This window comes from Gramella sp. Hel_I_59 (assembly GCF_006714895.1).
GTDB lineage: Bacteria > Bacteroidota > Bacteroidia > Flavobacteriales > Flavobacteriaceae > Christiangramia.
The window spans coordinates 2,972,619-2,992,941 of sequence record NZ_VFME01000001.1 but is presented as its reverse complement, the minus strand read 5'-3'; the positions used below and the strand labels follow the sequence as shown (position 1 = coordinate 2,992,941).

20 protein-coding genes are annotated in these 20,323 nt (G+C 39.2%); 11 read left to right on the top strand and 9 right to left on the bottom strand.

Annotated features, from left to right (window positions below; genetic code table 11):
• Window positions 1–91: 91 nt before the first annotated feature.
• Both JM79_RS13915 and JM79_RS13910 read right to left on the bottom strand, forming a co-directional pair.
• Complete coding sequence (locus JM79_RS13915) at window positions 92–976, bottom strand: NAD kinase (RefSeq protein ID WP_141878731.1); 885 nt, start codon at window positions 974–976, stop codon at window positions 92–94.
• Window positions 977–980: 4 nt separating this feature from the next.
• Entirely contained in the window at window positions 981–1,637 is a 657-nt protein-coding gene (locus JM79_RS13910) for a CBS domain-containing protein (RefSeq protein WP_141878730.1), read from the bottom strand.
• A gap of 89 nt (window positions 1,638–1,726) precedes the next feature.
• On the opposite strand from JM79_RS13910, the gene JM79_RS13905 reads away from it, so the two are divergent.
• From JM79_RS13905 to clpX, 8 genes are all read left to right on the top strand, one after another.
• Complete coding sequence (locus JM79_RS13905; protein ID WP_141878729.1) at window positions 1,727–2,440, top strand: pyridoxine 5'-phosphate synthase; 714 nt, start codon at window positions 1,727–1,729, stop codon at window positions 2,438–2,440.
• 1 nt (window position 2,441) lies between these two features.
• Window positions 2,442–3,203 carry an alpha/beta fold hydrolase gene (locus JM79_RS13900; RefSeq protein ID WP_141878728.1) on the top strand — a complete coding sequence of 254 codons (762 nt, stop codon included), beginning with the start codon at window positions 2,442–2,444 and terminating at the stop codon, window positions 3,201–3,203.
• A gap of 120 nt (window positions 3,204–3,323) precedes the next feature.
• Window positions 3,324–4,586 (top strand): outer membrane protein transport protein, encoded by a 1,263-nt coding sequence (locus tag JM79_RS13895; RefSeq protein ID WP_141878727.1) that lies wholly within the window; start codon window positions 3,324–3,326, stop codon window positions 4,584–4,586.
• 8 nt (window positions 4,587–4,594) lie between these two features.
• Window positions 4,595–6,154 carry a G-D-S-L family lipolytic protein gene (locus tag JM79_RS13890; protein ID WP_141878726.1) on the top strand — a complete coding sequence of 520 codons (1,560 nt, stop codon included), beginning with the start codon at window positions 4,595–4,597 and terminating at the stop codon, window positions 6,152–6,154.
• A gap of 86 nt (window positions 6,155–6,240) precedes the next feature.
• Complete coding sequence (locus tag JM79_RS13885; RefSeq protein ID WP_141878725.1) at window positions 6,241–6,582, top strand: phage holin family protein; 342 nt, start codon at window positions 6,241–6,243, stop codon at window positions 6,580–6,582.
• Window positions 6,583–6,667: 85 nt separating this feature from the next.
• On the top strand, window positions 6,668–7,990 hold the full coding sequence (gene tig, locus JM79_RS13880) for a trigger factor (protein ID WP_141878724.1): 1,323 nt from the start codon (window positions 6,668–6,670) through the stop codon (window positions 7,988–7,990).
• A 110-nt stretch (window positions 7,991–8,100) separates the two neighbouring features.
• Window positions 8,101–8,778: an ATP-dependent Clp endopeptidase proteolytic subunit ClpP gene (gene clpP, locus JM79_RS13875; protein WP_141878723.1), complete on the top strand. Its 678-nt coding sequence runs from the start codon at window positions 8,101–8,103 to the stop codon at window positions 8,776–8,778.
• 44 nt (window positions 8,779–8,822) lie between these two features.
• A complete protein-coding gene (gene clpX / locus JM79_RS13870; RefSeq protein ID WP_141878722.1) occupies window positions 8,823–10,055 on the top strand; it encodes an ATP-dependent Clp protease ATP-binding subunit ClpX in 1,233 nt (410 codons plus the stop codon).
• Window positions 10,056–10,101: 46 nt separating this feature from the next.
• On the opposite strand, the gene JM79_RS13865 is transcribed toward clpX, so the two are convergent.
• From JM79_RS13865 to JM79_RS13840, 6 genes are read right to left on the bottom strand one after another with little or no spacing between them, the layout of a single operon-like run.
• Complete coding sequence (locus tag JM79_RS13865) at window positions 10,102–10,677, bottom strand: pentapeptide repeat-containing protein (RefSeq protein WP_141878721.1); 576 nt, start codon at window positions 10,675–10,677, stop codon at window positions 10,102–10,104.
• Window positions 10,678–10,686: 9 nt separating this feature from the next.
• On the bottom strand, window positions 10,687–11,529 hold the full coding sequence (locus tag JM79_RS13860; protein ID WP_141878720.1) for a TPM domain-containing protein: 843 nt from the start codon (window positions 11,527–11,529) through the stop codon (window positions 10,687–10,689).
• A complete protein-coding gene (locus JM79_RS13855; protein ID WP_141878719.1) occupies window positions 11,483–11,926 on the bottom strand; it encodes a TPM domain-containing protein in 444 nt (147 codons plus the stop codon). Before JM79_RS13855 ends, JM79_RS13860 begins: the two co-directional genes overlap by 47 nt.
• A gap of 4 nt (window positions 11,927–11,930) precedes the next feature.
• Window positions 11,931–12,524 (bottom strand): LemA family protein, encoded by a 594-nt coding sequence (locus JM79_RS13850; RefSeq protein ID WP_141878718.1) that lies wholly within the window; start codon window positions 12,522–12,524, stop codon window positions 11,931–11,933.
• Between the two features lies 1 nt (window position 12,525).
• Complete coding sequence (locus JM79_RS13845; RefSeq protein ID WP_141878717.1) at window positions 12,526–12,855, bottom strand: MerR family transcriptional regulator; 330 nt, start codon at window positions 12,853–12,855, stop codon at window positions 12,526–12,528.
• Complete coding sequence (locus tag JM79_RS13840) at window positions 12,855–13,832, bottom strand: M23 family metallopeptidase (RefSeq protein ID WP_141878716.1); 978 nt, start codon at window positions 13,830–13,832, stop codon at window positions 12,855–12,857. The genes JM79_RS13845 and JM79_RS13840 overlap by 1 nt, the downstream gene beginning before the upstream one ends.
• A 132-nt stretch (window positions 13,833–13,964) precedes the next feature.
• Here JM79_RS13840 and alaS point away from each other — a divergent pair, with 132 nt between their 5' ends.
• From alaS to JM79_RS13825, 3 genes are all read left to right on the top strand, one after another.
• Complete coding sequence (gene alaS / locus JM79_RS13835; protein WP_141878715.1) at window positions 13,965–16,583, top strand: alanine--tRNA ligase; 2,619 nt, start codon at window positions 13,965–13,967, stop codon at window positions 16,581–16,583.
• A 42-nt stretch (window positions 16,584–16,625) separates the two neighbouring features.
• Entirely contained in the window at window positions 16,626–17,576 is a 951-nt protein-coding gene (locus JM79_RS13830; protein ID WP_141878714.1) for a GSCFA domain-containing protein, read from the top strand.
• Between the two features lie 317 nt (window positions 17,577–17,893).
• Window positions 17,894–18,508 carry a DUF4230 domain-containing protein gene (locus tag JM79_RS13825; protein ID WP_141878713.1) on the top strand — a complete coding sequence of 205 codons (615 nt, stop codon included), beginning with the start codon at window positions 17,894–17,896 and terminating at the stop codon, window positions 18,506–18,508.
• On the opposite strand, the gene JM79_RS13820 is transcribed toward JM79_RS13825, so the two are convergent.
• Window positions 18,505–20,262, bottom strand: coding sequence for an aromatic amino acid hydroxylase (locus JM79_RS13820; RefSeq protein WP_141878712.1), 1,758 nt, complete (start codon window positions 20,260–20,262; stop codon window positions 18,505–18,507). The two genes, JM79_RS13825 and JM79_RS13820, sit on opposite strands and share 4 nt — an antisense overlap.
• Window positions 20,263–20,323 lie beyond the last annotated feature (61 nt).

The window sequence follows — 20,323 nt, the reverse complement described above, 5'->3', positions numbered from 1 at the left end:
AAAGTTTGCAAATATAACAATTCTACTTGCCCTGCAATAATTTGAGCAGATTTGTACATACGTATAAACAACAAATGATTTTATTTATTGCTTAATTCCGTTTGTCTTCACCCCATAATAGCTTTTTTCGTAGCGTATTAAGGAAACTGTCTTCAGTTAATTCCACGAAATTTATGCAGTAGGGTGCTTTTGAAATAATTATTTCGGTATCATTTTCCAGAGTGGCAATTCGGGAATCCATGGATACAAGATGCGTTTTTTCCCGACCAGACACCTTTAATTTGATCTTAGTGCCATCTCTAATTACCAGTGGACGCGCATTCAAATTGTGTGGAGCTATTGGTGTAATCACCAGGGAGTCTGCATCTGGAGTGATTACAGGGCCACCGCAGCTTAAAGAATATCCGGTAGAACCTGTAGGCGTGGCGATAATAAGACCATCTGCCCAGTAAGAAGTAAGGAATTGGTCATTTAACCAGGTGTCCACAGTAATCATGGAAGTGGTGTTTCTTCTACTTACCGCGATTTCGTTTAAAGCGATCTGTGAGAAAACCGGATCCTGATCTTTAGTGTTAGTTTCTATCGTGAGTACTGAACGTGGAGAAAGTGTGAATTTTTTTTCCAGGATTTCGTTCAAGGTGCTTTCTATTTGTTCTTTCTGAATCGTAGCAAGAAATCCGAGTCTTCCAGTGTTGATTCCCACAATGGGGATATTCAGGTTTCTAATATAATTAATGGATTTGAGGATAGTTCCATCTCCACCAATAGAAAAGAACAGGTCAAAAGAATTGTCCAGCTCTTCAAACGCGCTAAACTGGCGGTATTCCTTCTGAATGGAATTGTGATCATGGATCATTTGAAGAAAATCTTCTTCGATCAAAACTTCCACATTCTTCTCGTCAAGCAAATTCAGTAATTGTCCAATGTAATGACCCGCATTCTCATGGTAGAACTGGCCGTAAATACCTATTTTCATAAACTTATATATTCAGGTATTTATCAAGATATTTTGATCTATCCTTTAAATTTTTATTGAAAGTGTCTTCCTGATGTTCAGAAATAATAATATACCCATATCTTCTAAACGACTGAATGATTTCGGTCATTCCCGAAGGTGATATCTTCAGGGTTATCTGAGCCATGTCATTCTCTATCTTTGAAACAAAAGTTCCCAGTAGATGCGCATTATTGGATTCTACGATCTGGCTAACTTCTCCAAGCGTGTAGTCTTTAAATGCTTTTTCCACCACAATAATGTTTCCTGGCTCATGTAGAAAAGGTGTTTCCTTGAATAAAGAGATCATTTCATTCAACTCTACATATCCTATATAAAGATTCTCATCATTCAGAACTGGTAATATATTGGAGTTGTTCTGGGCAAAGGCTTCCAGGCTGTCCAGCCAGTAATTACTTTCACGTGCAAAAAATCCTTCGAGCGCATAACGATAATCGCCAAGGGTCTTATCATTATCAAAACAACGCACATCATTTTCTGAAATGCAACCAATATAAATGCCATTCTCCGCAACGGGAAGATGGGTATAAGTAAGTTGATTAAATAATCTGTGTACTTCTCCAATCTTTTCTGAAAGGCTCAAGATCTCCACATCATTTAGAATGTATTCCTGCAAACTCATATACTCAATTCCTTTTCTGCAAATTAATCAAAATAATATTCAATGAAGCAGGCTGCACTTTGTATTTTTGTTAATAAAACCAAGGGAAAATGACGAAATTAAGTGTAAATATCAACAAGATCGCTACCTTAAGAAATGCACGTGGAGGAGATGTTCCAAATGTGCTGGAGGCTGCAAAAAATATTGAAAAGTTCGGGGCAGAAGGAATCACGGTTCACCCAAGACCAGATGAACGGCATATTCGTTATGCAGATGCAAGGGAATTGAAACCGGTGCTTACTACCGAATTTAATATAGAAGGGAAGCCTATTCAGCAATTTGTGGATCTTGTGCTGGAGGTGAAACCTGCTCAGGTTACACTGGTGCCAGATGCTGAGGATGCGATAACTTCCAATGCGGGCTGGGATACCATTAAGCATCGCGATCATTTGCGTGAAGTAATTTCAGAATTTAAAAATCATGGGATACGTACTTCGATCTTTGTGGATCCAGATCTAAAAATCATTGAAGGTGCTGCTGAAACCGGTGCAGATCGCATTGAACTTTATACGGAGCAATTTGCGGTAGATTATGCTAAAGGAATGGAGGATGCTGCGAAATCCTATGCTGCCTGTTCGAAGCTGGCTTATGAGCTGAAACTGGGAGTGAATGCCGGGCATGATCTTTCTCTTGATAATATTGGATACTTCAGTAATAACGTGCCGTATCTTGACGAGGTTTCAATTGGTCATGCATTGATTTCCGAAGCTTTATATATGGGACTTGAGAAAACTATTCAGCAATATTTGAAATTATTGAAATAATATGGAGTTACATTCGATCATACTGGGAGAGGGAAAGCCGCTACTTATATTACACGGATTCTTAGGAATGTCTGATAACTGGAAAACTTTAGGTAAGAAATTTGCCGAAGATGGTTTCCAGGTTCATTTGATTGACCAGAGAAATCACGGAAAGTCTCCGCATAGCGATGAGTTTTCGTACAGTTCTATGGCGCAGGATATAGTGGAGTACTGTAAGCAGCACGATCTTAAAAATGTATTTCTAATGGGTCATTCTATGGGTGGTAAGACGGCGATGCTTACGGCTTGTGAAAATAAGGAGCTCGTAACGAAATTAATCATTGTAGATATTGCGCCTAAATATTATGCGCCACATCATCAACAAATTTTGAAAGGCTTGACGGCTCTTGATAATGCGCAGCTAAGTTCTCGTGGTGATGCTGAAGAATTTCTGGGAGATTATATTAAGGAGCCTGGCGTAAAATTATTTCTTCTGAAGAATCTTTACTGGAAAACTAAAGAGAAGCTTTCATTACGAATGAATCTTGATATTTTAAAAGAGAAGATTAATAACCTAGGAGAAGCTTTGTATTCCGGGGCTACATACAATGGTCCGGTTTTGTTTATAGTTGGAGAGAAGTCTGATTATATCACGGAAGCAGATCATAAGCTCATCAAAGAACATTTTCCAGAGGCTGAAGTAGCTACAATATCAAAAGCAGGCCATTGGGTACATGCTGAGAATATGAAAGATTTTTATATGAGAGTGTCAGAATTTCTTTAATTCTGGATGATTTTATTATGTATGCATAATAAATTTAAATGTATTGTTGCATAATATCTAATTTATGCTATTTTTGGCAAGAGCATTTTAAGATATATTAAATATAATCCTACTTAAATTATGAAAAGACTATTTTTACTTAGCCTGTTTATGTTGGCGGCGGCTACAACCTATGCCGGAGGTTACAGGGTAAGTCTACAGGGTCAGCGTGGTCTCGCTATGGGACACACCGGAGTTGCAGTTGTTAATAATGCAGAACTTGCGTTCTTCAACCCTGCCGGACTGGTATTCCTAGAGAACAAGATCAATGCATCTGTTGGTGTAAGTGCCGTATTCTCTGATGTAGTATGGCAAAATGATGAATTTGGACAGGTAGAAAGAACAGATAGCCCTGTGGGAACTCCGTTCTATGCTTACTTCTCTTATAAGTTGAACGAGAAATTAAGTCTTGGACTTGCAGCGTATACTCCTTATGGTAGTGCTGTAGAATGGGAAAAAGACTGGCCGGGATCTCACCTGGTAAATGATATCGAACTGGCTGCTATTTATGTGCAGGCGTTAGCTTCTTATAAGATCACCGATAACCTTGCAGTAGGTGGTGGTCCAATCTATGTTAGTGGTTCGGTTAATTTCAATAGAAATCTTAATAGAACTCTTAGTGATCTGGAAGGAAATCGTTCCAATGTTACTATAGATGCTTCTAATGTTAGTGCCTTTGGATGGTCTGCAGGTGTAATGTGGAGTCCGGTGGATAGTCTAAGAGTTGGAGTAAACTACCGCTCGGAAATTCTTGTAGAAGCTGAAGATGGTGATGCAGATTTCGAGAATGTTCCTAATTCTCCTCTTGCACCATTCAGCGATACTCAATTTGACGCTACGTTGCCACTTCCGGCAGAATTAAGCGTGGGAGTTTCTTACCAGTTAAACGAACAGTGGTTGTTCGCTTTCGATTATAACAGAACCTTCTGGGATGTATATAACTCATTGGATGTAGACTTTGCGAATCAACCTACTGCAAATGATTCTTTCAATCCTAGAGCTTACGAAGACTCCAATAATTATAGATTTGGTGTTCAGTATATCGCAAACGAAACCTTTACTTTGAGAGCTGGATACTATTTCGATGGTTCACCGGTGCAAGATGGGTATTTCGCACCTGAAACTCCGCGTAATGACTCCAATAATTTTACAGGGGGGTTATCTATTAATGTAACAGATAATGTAGCAATTGATGCAGCATTCCTTTATAGCAGATTTAAAGAAATAGACGCGACTTATTCTCCAGATCCCTCTGAATTTCCTGATTATGAAGGAGCGCCTTTTGGAGGAACTTATAAGTCAAGTGCATTTGTACCAGGTCTTGGTGTAACTATTAAAATTTAATTAGAAAGATGAAGAACTATTTTAAATATATGGCAATTCTGGCCCTGGGAATCGTTTCCTGTGAACCAGAACTAGAAAATTCTATTGAAGACGGAGATTTTTATACGAGCGGTGAGGCAGATTTCTCAAACTACGTTGCGCTTGGAAATTCGTTAACTGCAGGTTATGCTGATGGCGCGCTTTATTTAAGCGGTCAGCAAAATTCTTTTCCAAGTATTCTTGCTGAAAAGTTTAGTGCTGTACAGGAAACTGGAGAATTTATTCAGCCACTTGTAAATGATAATGCTGGTGGATTGCTCTTAGGAGGAAACCAGATCACGCAAAATAGATTTGTACTTGCAGTAGGAGCCAATGGCCCATCACCTGCAAGATACACCGGAGCTCAGCCTACTACCGAGGTTAGTAATAAATTTGCTGGACCTGTTAACAATATGGGTGTTCCCGGAGCTAAATCCTATCACCTTGGTGCTCCAAACTACGGTAGCGTAGCGGGAGTGGCTGCAGGTACTGCAAACCCATACTTTGCAAGATTTTCAAGTTCTGAAAGTGCTACGGTTCTTCAGGATGCCTTAGCTCAGGATCCTACATTTTTCACGCTATGGATCGGGAACAACGATGTGCTAGGATATGCAACATCAGGTGGTGTTGGAGAATACCAGGAAACTGAAACTAATCCTGCACTTTATGGTGAAGGTGATATCACGAATCCTGTGATCTTTAATGCAGTATATGGTCAATTAGCAAGTTCTCTAGCTGAAACGGCAGATGGTGTATTAATTAATATTCCGGATGTAACTTCAGTTCCTTTTTTTACAACTGTACCTAATAATGCGCTTGCATTAGATGCTGCAACAGCAACCCAATTGACTCAGTATTTCCAGGCAGTATCTGGAGTGCTAACTCAGGTGTTGATTGGTCAGGGTGTTCCTGCTGCTCAGGCTCAGGCTTTGGCAGGTCAGTATGCGATCACTTTCAACGAAGGTCCTAACAGATTTTTGATCGATACTCCTGTAACTCAAACAAATCCTTTAGGATTTCGTCAAATGACTGAAGAAGAATTATTAGTCTTAACGATCGATCAGGGTGCATTGGCAAGTGGTTATGGATCTGTACAGTTTACGCAGTCTGTAGGTGAAGTAATTGCTATTCTTCAAGCTGGTGGTATGCCAACTGAAGCTCAGGTGAACACTTTATTTGGTGCTGTAAGCGGTATAGATGATAAAGATGTGCTGGATAATGATGAGCTTGCAAACATTAAAGATGCAACTACAAAATTCAACAATTCAATTCAGACGTATGCAGATCAATTCGGTCTTGGATATGTAGATGCAAACGCTTTGCTAACTCAATTGGATAATGGTGGAATTACGTTCGATGGAGGAAGTGTAAATTCTGATTTTGTAACAGGAGGAGCATTTTCACTGGATGGGGTTCACTTAACTCCTAGAGGATATGCAATCATTGCTAACGCGATCATTGATGAGATCAATACAACTTACGGTTCTAACGTGCCTAAAGCAAATGTTGGTTCTTATGGAACAGTATCTCTAAGTCAGGACGTTCAGTAATATTAAAATTGACATAAATATTGAAGAGACCGGGTTTTGCCCGGTCTTTTTTTTGCAATTTTACCAGCAAATCAATCAATAATATCATGAAATTATTACTAAGACTTTTACTTACAGCCGTGGCTGTGGTCATATTAGCCAAGATTTTACCAGGTGTTTCGGTAGATAGTTACTGGACTGCCATCATCGTTGCAGTAGTCCTTTCACTACTTAACTTTATTGTAAAACCTATCCTGGTACTTTTTACTTTACCTGTTACCATACTAACCCTCGGGTTATTTCTCTTAATCATCAACGCGATCATCATTTTTATGGCAGATGGTTTTATTGATGGATTTGGTGTAAGTGGATGGTTTATGGCAATAATTTTCAGTTTATTACTTTCCCTGTTTCAGTCGGTACTATTTTCTATTCTGAAATCAGATTAGATTTAACTGAATTTCAACAAATTGAAAGTTTGCAGACTTTAAGAAAAAACGTAATTTTGCACTCCAATTTTTATATAAGATCAAAATGAATATTACCAGAGAGAATATTGATGAATTAAACGCGGTAGTAAAAGTTGATATCGCTAAAGAAGATTACGCCGGTAAAGTAGATAAGATTTTAAAAGATTACCGAAAGAATGCCAATATTCCCGGTTTTAGAAAAGGTCATGTACCAATGGGGATGGTCAAAAAACAATATGGACAGGCTGTTTTGGTGGATGAAGTGAACAAACTTCTTCAGGATAGTCTAAATAAATACCTAACGGAAGAGAAATTGGATGTCCTTGGAAATCCACTTCCGAAGGAACAGGAAAATTTTGACTGGGATCGTGAGAACTATTCTTTTGAATTCGAACTTGGACTTGCTCCAGAATTTAATGTAGATCTTGATCTTAAAGATCCGGTAAGAAAATATAATATCGTTGCCGACGAGAAGATGGTGAACGATCAGGTTGAAAGCATCCAGAAGCAATATGGTAAGCTTAAGACGAAAGATGAAGTAGAAGAAGGAGATACCGTTGCTGGAACCTTTAAGAATGAAGAAGAAGGTATTGAGAACGATACCACAATTGAACTGGCTGCTATCAAAGGAAAGAGAAATCTTGGAAAATTTGTTGGAGCTAAAGTTGGAGATACTCTAACATTGAAAACAAAGAATCTTTTCGAAGATGAGCACGCTCTGGTGAATCACCTAAGCATAGATCAGGAAAAAGCTAACGATCTTGATACTGAAGTAGAATTCACTATTTCTGAGATCAACGAAAGAGAACTTGCAGATCTTGACCAGGAATTATTCGACAAACTTTTCGGTAAGGATAAGGTAACTTCTGTGACTGAATTGAAGGATAAGATCAAGGAGGATGCAGCAAAGCAATTCGAGCAACAAAGCGATCAGCAATTGATGAATGATATTACTGAAAAGCTTATCGAAATTACTAATTTCGAGCTACCTAAAGATTTTCTTCAGAAATGGATACAGACAGTTGGTGAGAAACCGCTAACAGATGAGGAAGCTGCTGAAGAATATGAAAAAAGCGAGAAAGGTCTTCGTTACCAGTTGATCGAAGGAAAAGTGGTAAACGATAACGATCTTAGTGTGGATTTCAACGATCTTAAAGCATTTGCTTCAGAAAAGATCAAGGAACAAATGGCTCAATTTGGTCAAATGGATCCTTCAGAAAAAGAACTTGATGATATCGCTGCAAGAATTCTATCTAACCAGGATGAGGTTAAGAGACTTTCTGAGCAGTTAATGAACGAGAAACTTCTCAAATTTTATAAGGAAAATATGAAATTTGATGAAAAAGAAGTGACTTACGAGGAATTTGTGAAAGCAATCTATAAGTAAGCCTTTTTAGGATATATTAATTATCTTTAAGGCGTTAACTCAACCCGAGTAACGCCTTTTTTGGTTTTATTCGGGAAATTGTTTAAGATTAGAAAAATTCAAAAAAATTGATGGACTACGGAAAGGAATTTCAAAAATATGCTGTTTCAGATCATAACATCAACAGCAATTATTACGATAAGATAGTAAGCAGCATGCTTCCTACAGGGATGACTCCTAACATCATTGAAGAGCGACAGATGAATGCCGTAGCAATGGATGTTTTTTCCAGATTGATGATGGATAGAATTATCTTTTTAGGAACGGGAATTAATGAACAGGTAGCGAATATAGTACAGGCTCAACTTTTATTCTTAGAGAGTACAGATGCTTCTAAAGATATCCAAATATATATCAACTCACCAGGAGGTAGTGTTTATGCTGGCTTAGGTATTTATGATACCATGCAGTTCATAAAACCTGATGTAGCGACTATCTGTACGGGAATGGCTGCTAGTATGGGAGCTGTGCTATTATGTGCAGGTCAGGCTGGAAAGAGAAGTGGTTTGCCACATAGCCGTGTGATGATTCACCAGCCAATGGGTGGTGCTCAGGGACAGGCGAGTGATATCGAGATCACTGCTAGAGAGATCGTAACTTTGAAAGAAGAATTATACAAGATCATTGCGAAACATTCAGGACAAACTTACGAGAAGATCCACGAGGATAGTGACCGTGATTACTGGATGAAGGCCGAAAGAGCCAAGGAATACGGAATGATTGACGAAGTACTTAAAAGAGAAGCATAATTGTGCGGGACTTCAAAGGAAGTCAAAATCTGAAAAATTAAATAATGGCGAAAGAAGATTTAGAATGTTCCTTTTGTGGTAGAAAAAAACCTGAGACCAATTTATTGATCGCAGGCCTTGACGCTCACATCTGTGATAGATGTATCGAGCAGGCTCATGGTATTGTCATCGAAGAGTCGAAACAGGGAGAAGCGAAAGAACTTTCTTCAGATCTTATGCTTAGTAAGCCTAAGAAGATTAAATCCTTTCTGGATGAGTATATCATAGGGCAGGAGGAAACGAAGAAGGTGATGTCTGTTGCGGTTTACAACCACTACAAAAGACTATTACAACCTGAGAAGAATGATGATGTAGAAATTCAGAAAAGTAATATTGTGATGGTAGGGGAAACCGGTACCGGTAAAACTCTTATGGCCAGAACTATTGCGAAAATGCTGAATGTGCCGCTAGCCATCGTAGATGCTACAGTACTTACTGAAGCAGGTTATGTAGGTGAGGATGTTGAAGGTATACTTACCAGACTTTTACAGGCAGCCGATTATAATACTGAAAAGGCTCAGCGTGGGATAGTATTTATTGATGAGATCGATAAGATTGCCCGTAAGAGCGATAATCCTTCCATTACCAGAGATGTTTCCGGGGAAGGGGTTCAACAGGCGTTATTAAAATTGTTGGAAGGAACTACTGTTAACGTACCGCCTAAAGGTGGTCGTAAGCATCCAGATCAAAAATTCATCGAGGTAGATACGGAGAATATTCTCTTTATCGCGGGAGGTGCTTTTGATGGGATCGACAAGATCATAAGCAAGCGTTTAAACATGCAGGCTGTTGGATTTAGTGCATCAAAAAGTGAAGACAAGATCGAACGTACGAATCTATTGAAGTATATCATCCCTAAGGATCTAAAGGAATTTGGATTAATACCGGAGATCATAGGTAGATTACCAGCGCTTACTTATATGAATCCGTTGGATCGCGAAACACTTAGAGCGATTCTTACCGAACCTAAGAATGCCATCATCAAGCAGTATAAGAAACTCTTCGAGATGGACGATATCGAATTTGATATCACTTCAGATGCTCTGGATTATATTGTAAATAAAGCCATAGAATATAAGTTGGGAGCACGAGGATTAAGATCCTTATGTGAAGCTATCCTGACCGATGCTATGTTCGAGATGCCAGAAAGTGATCAGGATCATTTTACGGTAACCAGAGAATATGCTGAAGATAAACTGAATAAATCTACTATGAGCAAGCTTAAAGCAGTTTCATAGAATGATAATTATATAGAAAAAAAACCGCCCATTCGGGCGGTTTTTTTTATTGTTTAATATTTAAGCTGAACTTTGTAAGTAAGCCTGGTAGAGCTTCTAAATGTATTTTGACCTGCTTTATAGAGTTGACCTCAGGATCAAGGCTAAGATTGCTTGTACTTGTAAGATCTGCCTTCTCGAGCTCTGTACGATCGAATATAGCATTTGCAAAGTCTGATCCTTTCAAATCAGCATTTTTCAGAATCGCTTCAGTAAAATCTACATCTTTAAAGCTGCAGTTCTGTGACTGAAATCCTGGTAATCTGACTTTATAAAAACTGGAATGATCGAAGATGCTGTTCTGTGCTTTAAAATTAAAACCAAACATTTCGCATTGATCGAAAGATAGTCCCATCAATTTACAGGTATCAAATGAACAATCCTGAAAGGATGTTTTAAAAAGCGTGTAGTTACTAAGATCGATTTGATTAAAGTTGCATTCAATAAAGCGAACATTGGACAGATCTCTATTGGGAAAGCTACAGTTTATAAACTGGCACTGTTCAAATTCGGAATCCAGTAGATCTGTTTTCTGAAATGTGGTGTTTTCGAAAGTTTGCTCAAAGAAAGCAGGATTTTCCAAAGTACGGTTTTACCAGCTTCCACCAGCTCCACCGCCAGCAAATCCACCACCGCCGAAGCCGCCACCAAAGCCGCCTCCACCGCCGAAACCTCCACCGGAGCCTCCGCCAAAGCCGCCTCCACCACCAAAGCTGCCTCTTCCAAGACTACTTAAAATGATAGCGTCCCACAGGATGCTTCCGCCGTTTCTACGTCCGCCATTACGACCACCGCCACGTTTATTGAACATAGAGATAATTACGATCACGAACAAAACAAGGAAGACGATCGCTCTAACTGGGATGCCACCGCCGGTATTATTATTTTGTGGAACACCTTCGTAGCTGCCAGCGAGAACCTGAAACATAGCATTGGTCCCTTTATCAAGGCCAGCATATATATTATTGTTTCGAAATTCAGGAAGGATTATTTGCTCTACTATCTCTTTAGACTTTGCATCGGTCATAGATCCTTCTACACCATAGCCTGTAGTGATCCAGATCTTTCGGTCTTTCTCAGCCACCAGAACAAGAAGTCCGTTGTCTTCATCCTTGGTTCCAATACCCCACTCATGTGCCCAATCTGCCGCATACGTACCAATATATTCTCCCTGCAGGCTTTCAATCGTAGCAACTACTATTTGGGTAGTTGTAGTATCTGCGTAATTGATAAGCTTTTGCTCAAGGGCTTTTTCTTCAGAAGCATTTAGCATATCAGCTTCATCAAAAACACTGGTTTCAACTGCGGGCTTTGGGGGTATTTCCCGTTGTGCCTGTAGATTGAATGTGCAAATTAAGACGAGTAAAAGTAGTAATTGTTTGATAAGTCTAGCCTTTTGAAATTTGATCTGAAAGTTCGTTAGTGTCCATTTCATCCCACGGGAAGTGCTTTTGAAGTTCCTCACCCGCCTTTAGTACTCCATCGATAAGACCTTTGGTGAAATCTCCCTTTTTAAACTGAGACACGATCATATCCTTAGTGCTTTCCCAGAAGTTATCTGGTACCACATCGTTGATCCCTTTATCACCATAGATCACAAAATTTCGATCTTCAACAGCAACATAGATAAGAACACCGTTAGCCTGCTTCGTGTTGTCCATTTTCAGAGCGTGAAAGACTTCCATAGCCCGATCAAAAATATCCAGTTTACCAGCACTTGGTTCGATATGAACACGAATTTCTCCGCTGGTTTTTCTTTCTGCCGTTCTAATGGCATCAACGATCTTCTCTTCCTCTTTTTTGCTTAGAAAAGCTTCTACATCCTTATTCATAAGTCTAAAAATCGAATTCTACGTCTGGTGCATTCTCAGCTCCGGCATCTGCCTGGAAGCGCTCCATTTTATCAAAACCGAACAACCCTGCAAACAGTGTATTTGGGAAGGTTCTTATGTAAGTATTAAAGTCGGTTACCGCAGCATTGTAACGGTCTCTTGCGACATTGATCCGGTTTTCGGTACCTTCCAGTTGTGATTGTAATTGTAAGAAGTTCTGGTTTGCCTTTAGTTCAGGGTACCTTTCCACAGTTACCAGTAATCTTGATAATGCTGAAGTAACTCCTTGCTGAGCCTGCTGGAATTGCTCAATTTGAGCAGCGCTAAGATTCTCAGCATCGACATTTACTGAAGTAGCTTTGGATCTAGCTTCGATAACTTCCTTCAAAGTACCTCTTTCAAAGTCTGCAGCGCCTTCTACAGTTTTAACCAGATTACCAATAAGATCATTTCTTCTCTGGTAACTGCTTTCTACATTAGACCAGGCTAGTTTAGCATTTTCTTCTTTGGTAACAGCCGTGTTATTGAATCCGGCTGTTACTTGCCACACTACTATTACAAGAACTACTATGATTGCTATTGGAAGCCACTTTTTCATGTTATAATTGGTTTTTTAGGTTAACTAGTTCAGCTTTAATCGTTTCTAATTTTCGAATAATATCGAAGTTACTTAGCGTTTTATTCTTTTCTTCCTTAAGATGGATTTTAGCACCTTCCAGCGTAAAGCCTCTTTCTTTTACCAGGTGATAAATCAGCTCAAGATTTTTAATGTCTTCAGGGGTAAATTTACGATTTCCCTTGGCATTTTTCTTCGGTTTAATGACATCAAATTCTTTTTCCCAGAATCTAATTAAAGACGTATTGACGTTGAAAGCCTTGGCAACCTCACCAATACCATAATAACGTTTTTCAGGTAGTTCGATATGCATTAATCCAGGGATTGGTTTTCACGCTGAGCTTTTTCCAGAACTTCGCCAAATTCTTCAGGAGATAAGTTTCCGTAGTAAAAATTTATAGGATTAATCCTGTCTTCATCTTTAAAGATCTCGTAATGTAAATGTGGCGCTTCAGATCTTCCGGTGCTTCCAACAAATCCAATAACATCACCTCTTTTCACGGTTTGTCCCCTGCGAACGTTGTATTTATATAAATGAGCGTAAAGACTGGTGTAACCGTAGCCATGATCTATTCTTATATGGTTGCCATAGCCGGTAGATCTGCTGTCTGCTCTTACGATCTTGCCATCGCCCGTAGCATAAACAGGAGTTCCTCTTGGAGCAGTAAAGTCCATGCCGTAATGGAATTTTCTAACCTTGGTAAATGGGTCATTTCTCCAACCGTAACCTGAAGCGATCCTGCTTAGATCCTGGTTCTTGACCGGTTGAATAGCTGGAATTGCTTCCAGTAATTCACCTTTTTCTCTGGCAAGATCAGCGATCTCATCCAGAGATTTGGATTGCACCACAAGTCTTTTGGTAAGGATATCCATCCTCTTAGTGGTTTCGGTTATAAGTTTACTGTTGTCAAATCCTTCCAGATCTTTGTACCTGTTAATACCACCAAAACCTGCCTTACGCTGTTCTTCGGGAATTGGATTTGCTTCAAAGTAGAGTCTGTAGATATTGTTATCCCGATCTTCAATATTAGCCATCACATCCTGGATCTGGTCCATTTTTTTATTCAGTAGACCATATTGCAATTGCATGTTATGTAATTCACGCTTTAATGCTTTTTCCTTCGGAGTTTCAATTTGAGGAATATTGAGATAAATGACGAGTAAAATAAAGCCTGCCAGAAATGATCCGGTAATACTTAGAAGTGCGATACCTAGTCTTTTCCCTTTTTTCTTCTCAATTTTCTGATAAGAAAGGGTCTCGCTATCATAATAATATTTAACCTTCGACATGAGTTAAAATTATGCTATTTTTGCCATTCGAAAACGGCTCGAATACCGTGTTATATCGTACGGTAAACGAACAAATATATGAATTGTTTTGCCGTCTTCATAATTTAATGAAATTTGCAACAAATTAGCCAAATGAAGTCACAGGAGATACGCCAGCAATTTCTGGAATTTTTCAAATCAAAAGCTCATAGTATTGTTCCCTCTGCACCAATGGTGATCAAGGACGATCCTACACTTATGTTCACCAATGCAGGAATGAACCAGTTTAAAGAATTTTTTCTGGGAAATTCAGAACCTAAGAACAGCAGGCTTACCGATACTCAAAAATGTCTTAGGGTAAGTGGAAAGCACAATGATCTGGAGGAAGTGGGGCATGATACCTATCATCACACCATGTTCGAGATGCTCGGTAACTGGAGTTTTGGCGACTACTTTAAAAAGGAGGCGATCAACTGGGCATGGGAACTGCTTACAGAAGTTTATAAGATTGATCCGGAAATGCTATATGTTTCAGTTTTTGAAGGTAGTGAGGATGCAGATCAACTTGGTCTGGATACTGAAGCACTGGAACTTTGGAAAAAGATAGTCCCGGAGGAGCGTATCATCTTCGGAAATAAAAAAGATAATTTCTGGGAAATGGGCGACCAGGGGCCTTGTGGTCCTTGTTCTGAAATTCATATTGATATAAGATCTGAAGAAGAGAAAGCTAAAACTCCGGGTAGAGATCTTGTGAACATGGATCATCCTCAAGTAGTAGAGATCTGGAACCTGGTTTTTATGCAATATAATCGTAAAGCCAACGGCTCTCTCGAGGATCTTCCAGCCAGGCATATCGATACCGGGATGGGCTTCGAACGTTTGTGTATGGTATTACAGGATAAGAAATCCAACTATGATACAGACGTTTTCACTCCGCTAATTAATGAGATTGAGAAGATTACTAAATCTACTTACGGCCCTTCAGAAGAAAAAAATATTGCGATGCGTGTGATTGCCGATCACGTAAGAGCGGTATCATTTTCCATTGCAGACGGGCAATTACCTAGCAACACTGGAGCAGGTTATGTGATAAGAAGAATCCTGAGAAGAGCAATTCGTTATGGCTTTACATTTCTTGATACCAAAGAAGCTTTTATCTATAAACTGGTGCCAGTATTGAGCAAGCAGATGGATGCTACTTTTCCTGAAATGACATCTCAGCAAACACTAATCGAAAATGTGATTAGAGAAGAAGAGCAGTCGTTCCTAAGAACTCTTGATCAGGGATTGGTGCTTCTGGAGAATTTAATGCAGAATTCGGAGTCCAAAACAATTTCCGGAGAAAAGGCATTTGAATTGTATGATACCTTTGGATTCCCAATCGATCTCACCGGGCTTATATTACGTGAGAATGGGTATGAGCTTGATGAGAAAGGTTTTGAAGCAGAATTAAAAAAGCAAAAAGATAGATCAAGAGCGGCTACACAGGTGAGTGCGGGAGACTGGACCGAGATCAAAGCCGTAAATCAAGAAGCCTTTATAGGGTATGATGAGCTTGAATCAAACGCATATATTTCAAGATATAGAAAAGTAGACTCTAAGAAAAAGGGAGAAATGTACCAGCTTGTACTTGATCAAACTCCTTTCTATCCGGAAGGTGGTGGACAGGTTGGAGACAAGGGAGTGTTGATGACGGCAGATGGTGAAGCAATCAAGGTCGTGGACACTAAAAAGGAAAATAATTTGATCATTCACTTCACTAAGAAATTACCTGCCAATCCTGAAGCAGAGATCAAAGCAATCGTAAATAACAGAGAGCGTGCAAATACTGCAGGTAATCATACTGCAACCCACCTGTTGCATCAGGCGCTTAGAAGTATACTGGGTACTCATGTAGAACAAAAAGGTTCTATGGTGAATGGCGGCTACTTAAGATTCGATTTTTCACATTTTAGTAAGCTTACTCCAGAGGAGATCGAAAAGGTTGAAAATTTTGTAAATGCACGTATTCGTGAAAACTTGAAATTAGAAGAGCAGCGTAATACCAGTTATGAGTCTGCCCTTGAGCAGGGAGCTATTGCATTATTTGGAGAAAAATACGGGGATTCAGTAAGAGCCATTAAATTTGGTGATTCTATGGAACTTTGTGGTGGAACGCATGTTTCGAATACTTCAGATATATGGTATTTTAAAATTACCGGGGAAGCCGCTGTAGCTTCAGGAATTCGTAGAATCGAGGCTATTACCGGAGAGGCTGCCATGCAGTATTTTCAGGAACAGGCATCAACTCTTAGCGAGATAAAGAATGGTTTGAAGAATTCCAATGATCCTGTGAAAGCGATTCAGAATCTTCAGGAGGAAAATAATGATCTTAAAAAACAGGTGGAGAGTCTTTTAAGGGATAAAGCGAAAGCTCTTAAAGCTGAATTAAGATCTGAGGTTGAAAATATTAATGGAGTCAACTTTTTATCAAAAAAGATAGACCTGGACGCAAATGGAATTAAAGATCTGGCATACCAGCTAGGCGAGGAGTTCGATGACCTTTATATACTATTTGGAACAGAGCAAAATGGCAAAGCACTTCTGTCCTGTTATATTTCTAAAGGACTTGTGGACAAATCTGATCTAAATGCCGGGCAGATCGTTCGCGAATTAGGTAAGTATATTCAGGGAGGTGGAGGAGGCCAGGCTTTCTTTGCCACCGCCGGTGGTAAAAAACCAGAAGGACTTGACGAAGCCCTTCAACATGCTAAAGACTACTTAAATAAATAGTAAGAATCCCGACCTCTCGTCGGGATTTTTTATTTTTATAGCATGCAGTTTAGAACTATTGTGCCCGTTGATCCGTCTCCCTGGAAAATAGATCATAAAACCAGGATCATGTTAATGGGGTCCTGTTTTGTGGAGAATATTGGCAGCAAGCTTCAGTATTCAAAGTTCCCGGTCTTACAGAATCCCTTCGGAATTATTTTTCATCCTATTGCGTTGGAAAGACTAATTAGGCGTATAGCATCCAGAAACTTATTTACAGAAAGTGATCTACTACTGAAGAATGACCAGTACTTAAGTCTGGAAACGCATTCTATGATGAATAGGAGTAATGCTGAAGAATGTGTTCTAAATCTTAACGAGTCGCTGGAAACATGCTATGAATTTATAAGGGAAGCAGATGTTTTAGTGTTGAGCCTGGGGACTGCATGGGGTTATGAACACGAAAGCCTGCCCGGAGTTGCTGCGAACTGTCATAAGATTCCGCAGAAAGAATTTGAGAAAAAGTTGTCTTCCATCGATGAGATCACAGATTCCTTAAAGGGAATTGCTAAATCTCTTCGGAAGATCAATAAAGATATTAAGGTTCTTTACACGCTATCACCGGTAAGACACTGGAAGGATGGAGTAGTACAAAACCAGCAGAGTAAAGCTCATATGCATACTGCTATACAGGCAGCGGTTGAGGTTGATGCGAAATCTTATTATTTCCCATCCTATGAAATTTTACTGGACGAACTACGAGATTATCGATTCTACGCTAATGATATGTTGCATCCCAATGAGGTGGCAATTGACTATATCTGGAACAGGTTTTCTGAAGCCTATTTTAATGAAAGTACAAAGCAGTTAAATACTGAAATCGATAAAGTGCAGAAATCGCTTGCTCATCGACCGCTAGCAGAAAACTCACTTCATCATAAGAAATTTCTTACGAAATTACAAGCTAAAATCGAGGAAATCCAACAAAAACACCCTCAAATAACGTTTTCTTAGGCTGCGTTATTATTGAGTTTATCGGTTTTTGAAGTTATGATAATCTAATTTTAACGTTTTATTCTAATTTATTTGTAAATTTACAAAGCAAGTCCGTTATAATTTACGTCTGGAAATTATTTAAGCATTGCTCAGGTAATCAGATAATTATAAGGATTTGTTTTCTAAAATTTGTTGGGGTAGATTTTAGAGTTTACAAAAGGACGGGTGGGGCCGTCCTTTTGTTTTTTACTTCTCAACTTTAACTTTCTTTAGTATTCTTCAGGCATTTTCAACAGGCTATTTTTTATACTTTGCTCTCTTATAGATCTTAGCTTATGAAGAACTTTCTAATAGTAATCCTTTTTGCCGTCCTGTGTATATTCGGCTATTTATACTGGGAAAAACGCAATGATGAGAAGGAAAGTCTTCAGCAGAATACTGCGCTTATCCAGGAACAGATCAGGAATGTAGGTAAGCTCGTGGTTACTGAAGGAACCTTCTCGCAAGTGTTCACCTATAAGAACTCGAAAAGCTTCTATTTCGATGTGCTTTCAGCAAGAAAAAAAGCGCTAATTATCGTGAATGCTGATGTTAGCGTGGCTTATGATTTAAGTAAACTTGATGTCGAGATCGATGAAGAGAATAAACGAGTCATCATACATAGCATTCCAGAGGAAGAAATCAAGATAAATCCCAATATCAAATACTATGATGTCACTCAGGATTATCTCAACCAATTCGAAGCCGAAGATTATAATAAGATAAAATCCAGGGTAGAAAAAGGTTTGCGAGAAAAGATTGAAAAATCCAGGCTAAAGACCAATGCGAAAAACCGACTCATAAGTGAGCTTCAAAAGATCTATATTTTAACGAACTCAATGGGATGGTCACTGGAGTATCAGGACCAGGTTATTGAAAATAATAAGAAACTCGAAAGAATAAAGCTTTAAGGGCTAACAAGTTTTGTTTCGGTCATTTCGATGCCATCCTCGATTAAATGAGCAATTTCAGGTCTGCGCTCCTTAAGTTCCAGAAGATAAGCTTTGACTTCATTTGCCAGATTTTGATCATCATCAACAGCAAGTTCATAGATCTCAATCGCCAGTAACCAATCACTTTTATGATGCTTTTTCAGAATATCAAAAGCAGCGTTCAGAGAGAACTTTGTATTCTCACCGTGGCGAATGTTTGAAACCGACTTATATAAGGACTCCAGTTCTTCCCGTTCTGGTGTTAGTTGACTCTTAATCGTTGTACTGGATGGATTGTGTGTAATAAGATCAAAAGAATAATGATCTGCAGGTCCGGCAAATGCAGAAATGATTTCCTTTCCTACCGCCATATCATATCGTCCCCAATCTGGTTGAAATAAGATCTGGTCTCCATGACTCACCGTGCAATCTTCAAAACTAATAATGATGATCTTGCCCTGTAGGTTTCTGGTTCCTGTAATGATCGAACCTTCTACCTTAATGCCACCTTCAAATTCAAGACTTACTCTTTCGCCTTCATAGATTGCATAAGCCCTAAGATCCCGCGGACTCATATCTTCAATAGCGAGATTGATGCCTTTTAGTTTTCCAATTGGTGAGCCAAATCCTTCTGCGTGAGAAGATATTCCATGTCCAACAAGCTCTTTTTCGCGGTATGAAAGTGCAGTCTTCCCGGTGGTTTGAATATAGATAGGTCGATCTTCATGTTCCAGAACTCGGCTAAAATTACCAGATACCTGGATGCCGGTCGTAAACTCTATAGTTCCAAGATTTTTAGAATCAATTAATTTTTTAATTCCTGAGAGTCCACCACGTCTAAGCGCCATTTTATTCGCAAATTCTTCCAATACGAGGCTCAAATGCGCAAAATCTGGAGTCACATAGAGTTGTGGCTGAGGTTTAGTGATATCAAATTCCTGTTGGGAAGCTTCGATCGTGTAAGGGATCTTCTTCACTTTACTGGTCATACAGGATTTACTTTCTCCAATTGAGGAAAGCAAGCCTGCTCCATAGATCTTGGGATCTTCCGGAGTACCAATTAATCCGTATTCTACCGTCCACCAGTGCAAATTTCTAATCTGCGACATTTCGCTAGGATTCACCTTTTTATTCTGAAGATCCTCCACTCTTTTTTCCACAGCAACAATCTTTTCTTCGGAAGTGTTTTCAGCTTCCTTTAAGATCGATAATTCACGAATAGCTTCGTAAACTTCAAAATCATGAGAGCTGGAGATCGCTTTGCATCCAATTTCACCAAACCTTCTGAGGTATTCAGCATATTCGGGATTTGCAATGATGGGTGCATGTCCTGCTCCTTCATGGATGATATCTGGCGCAGGAGTATATTCAAGATGTTCGAGCTGGCGAATATCACTGGCAATTACTAAAACATTGTAGGCCTGGAATTCCATAAAAGCTGCCGGAGGTATAAAGCCATCTACAGCAACTGCCGCCCAGCCTATTTCCTCGAGGATCCTGTTCATTCCATACATATTCGGAATACTGTCTATGGAAATCCCCGTTTTCTTGAGTCCGTCAAGATAGGATCTATGGGCAACCTTACTCAGATAATCCACATTCTTACGCATCACATATCGCCAAACCGCCTGATTAATAGGAGTATAATCCTCATAATTTTGTGGTTTTATATATTGCTGAAGATGGGCAGGTAACCTGTCCAGAATTTCGTTGGATTGAATATTATCGAGCATGATCTTCCTTTACTAAAACGTTTGCGTTAAAAGTACAAAATTTGATATAGAATTTGTGTAA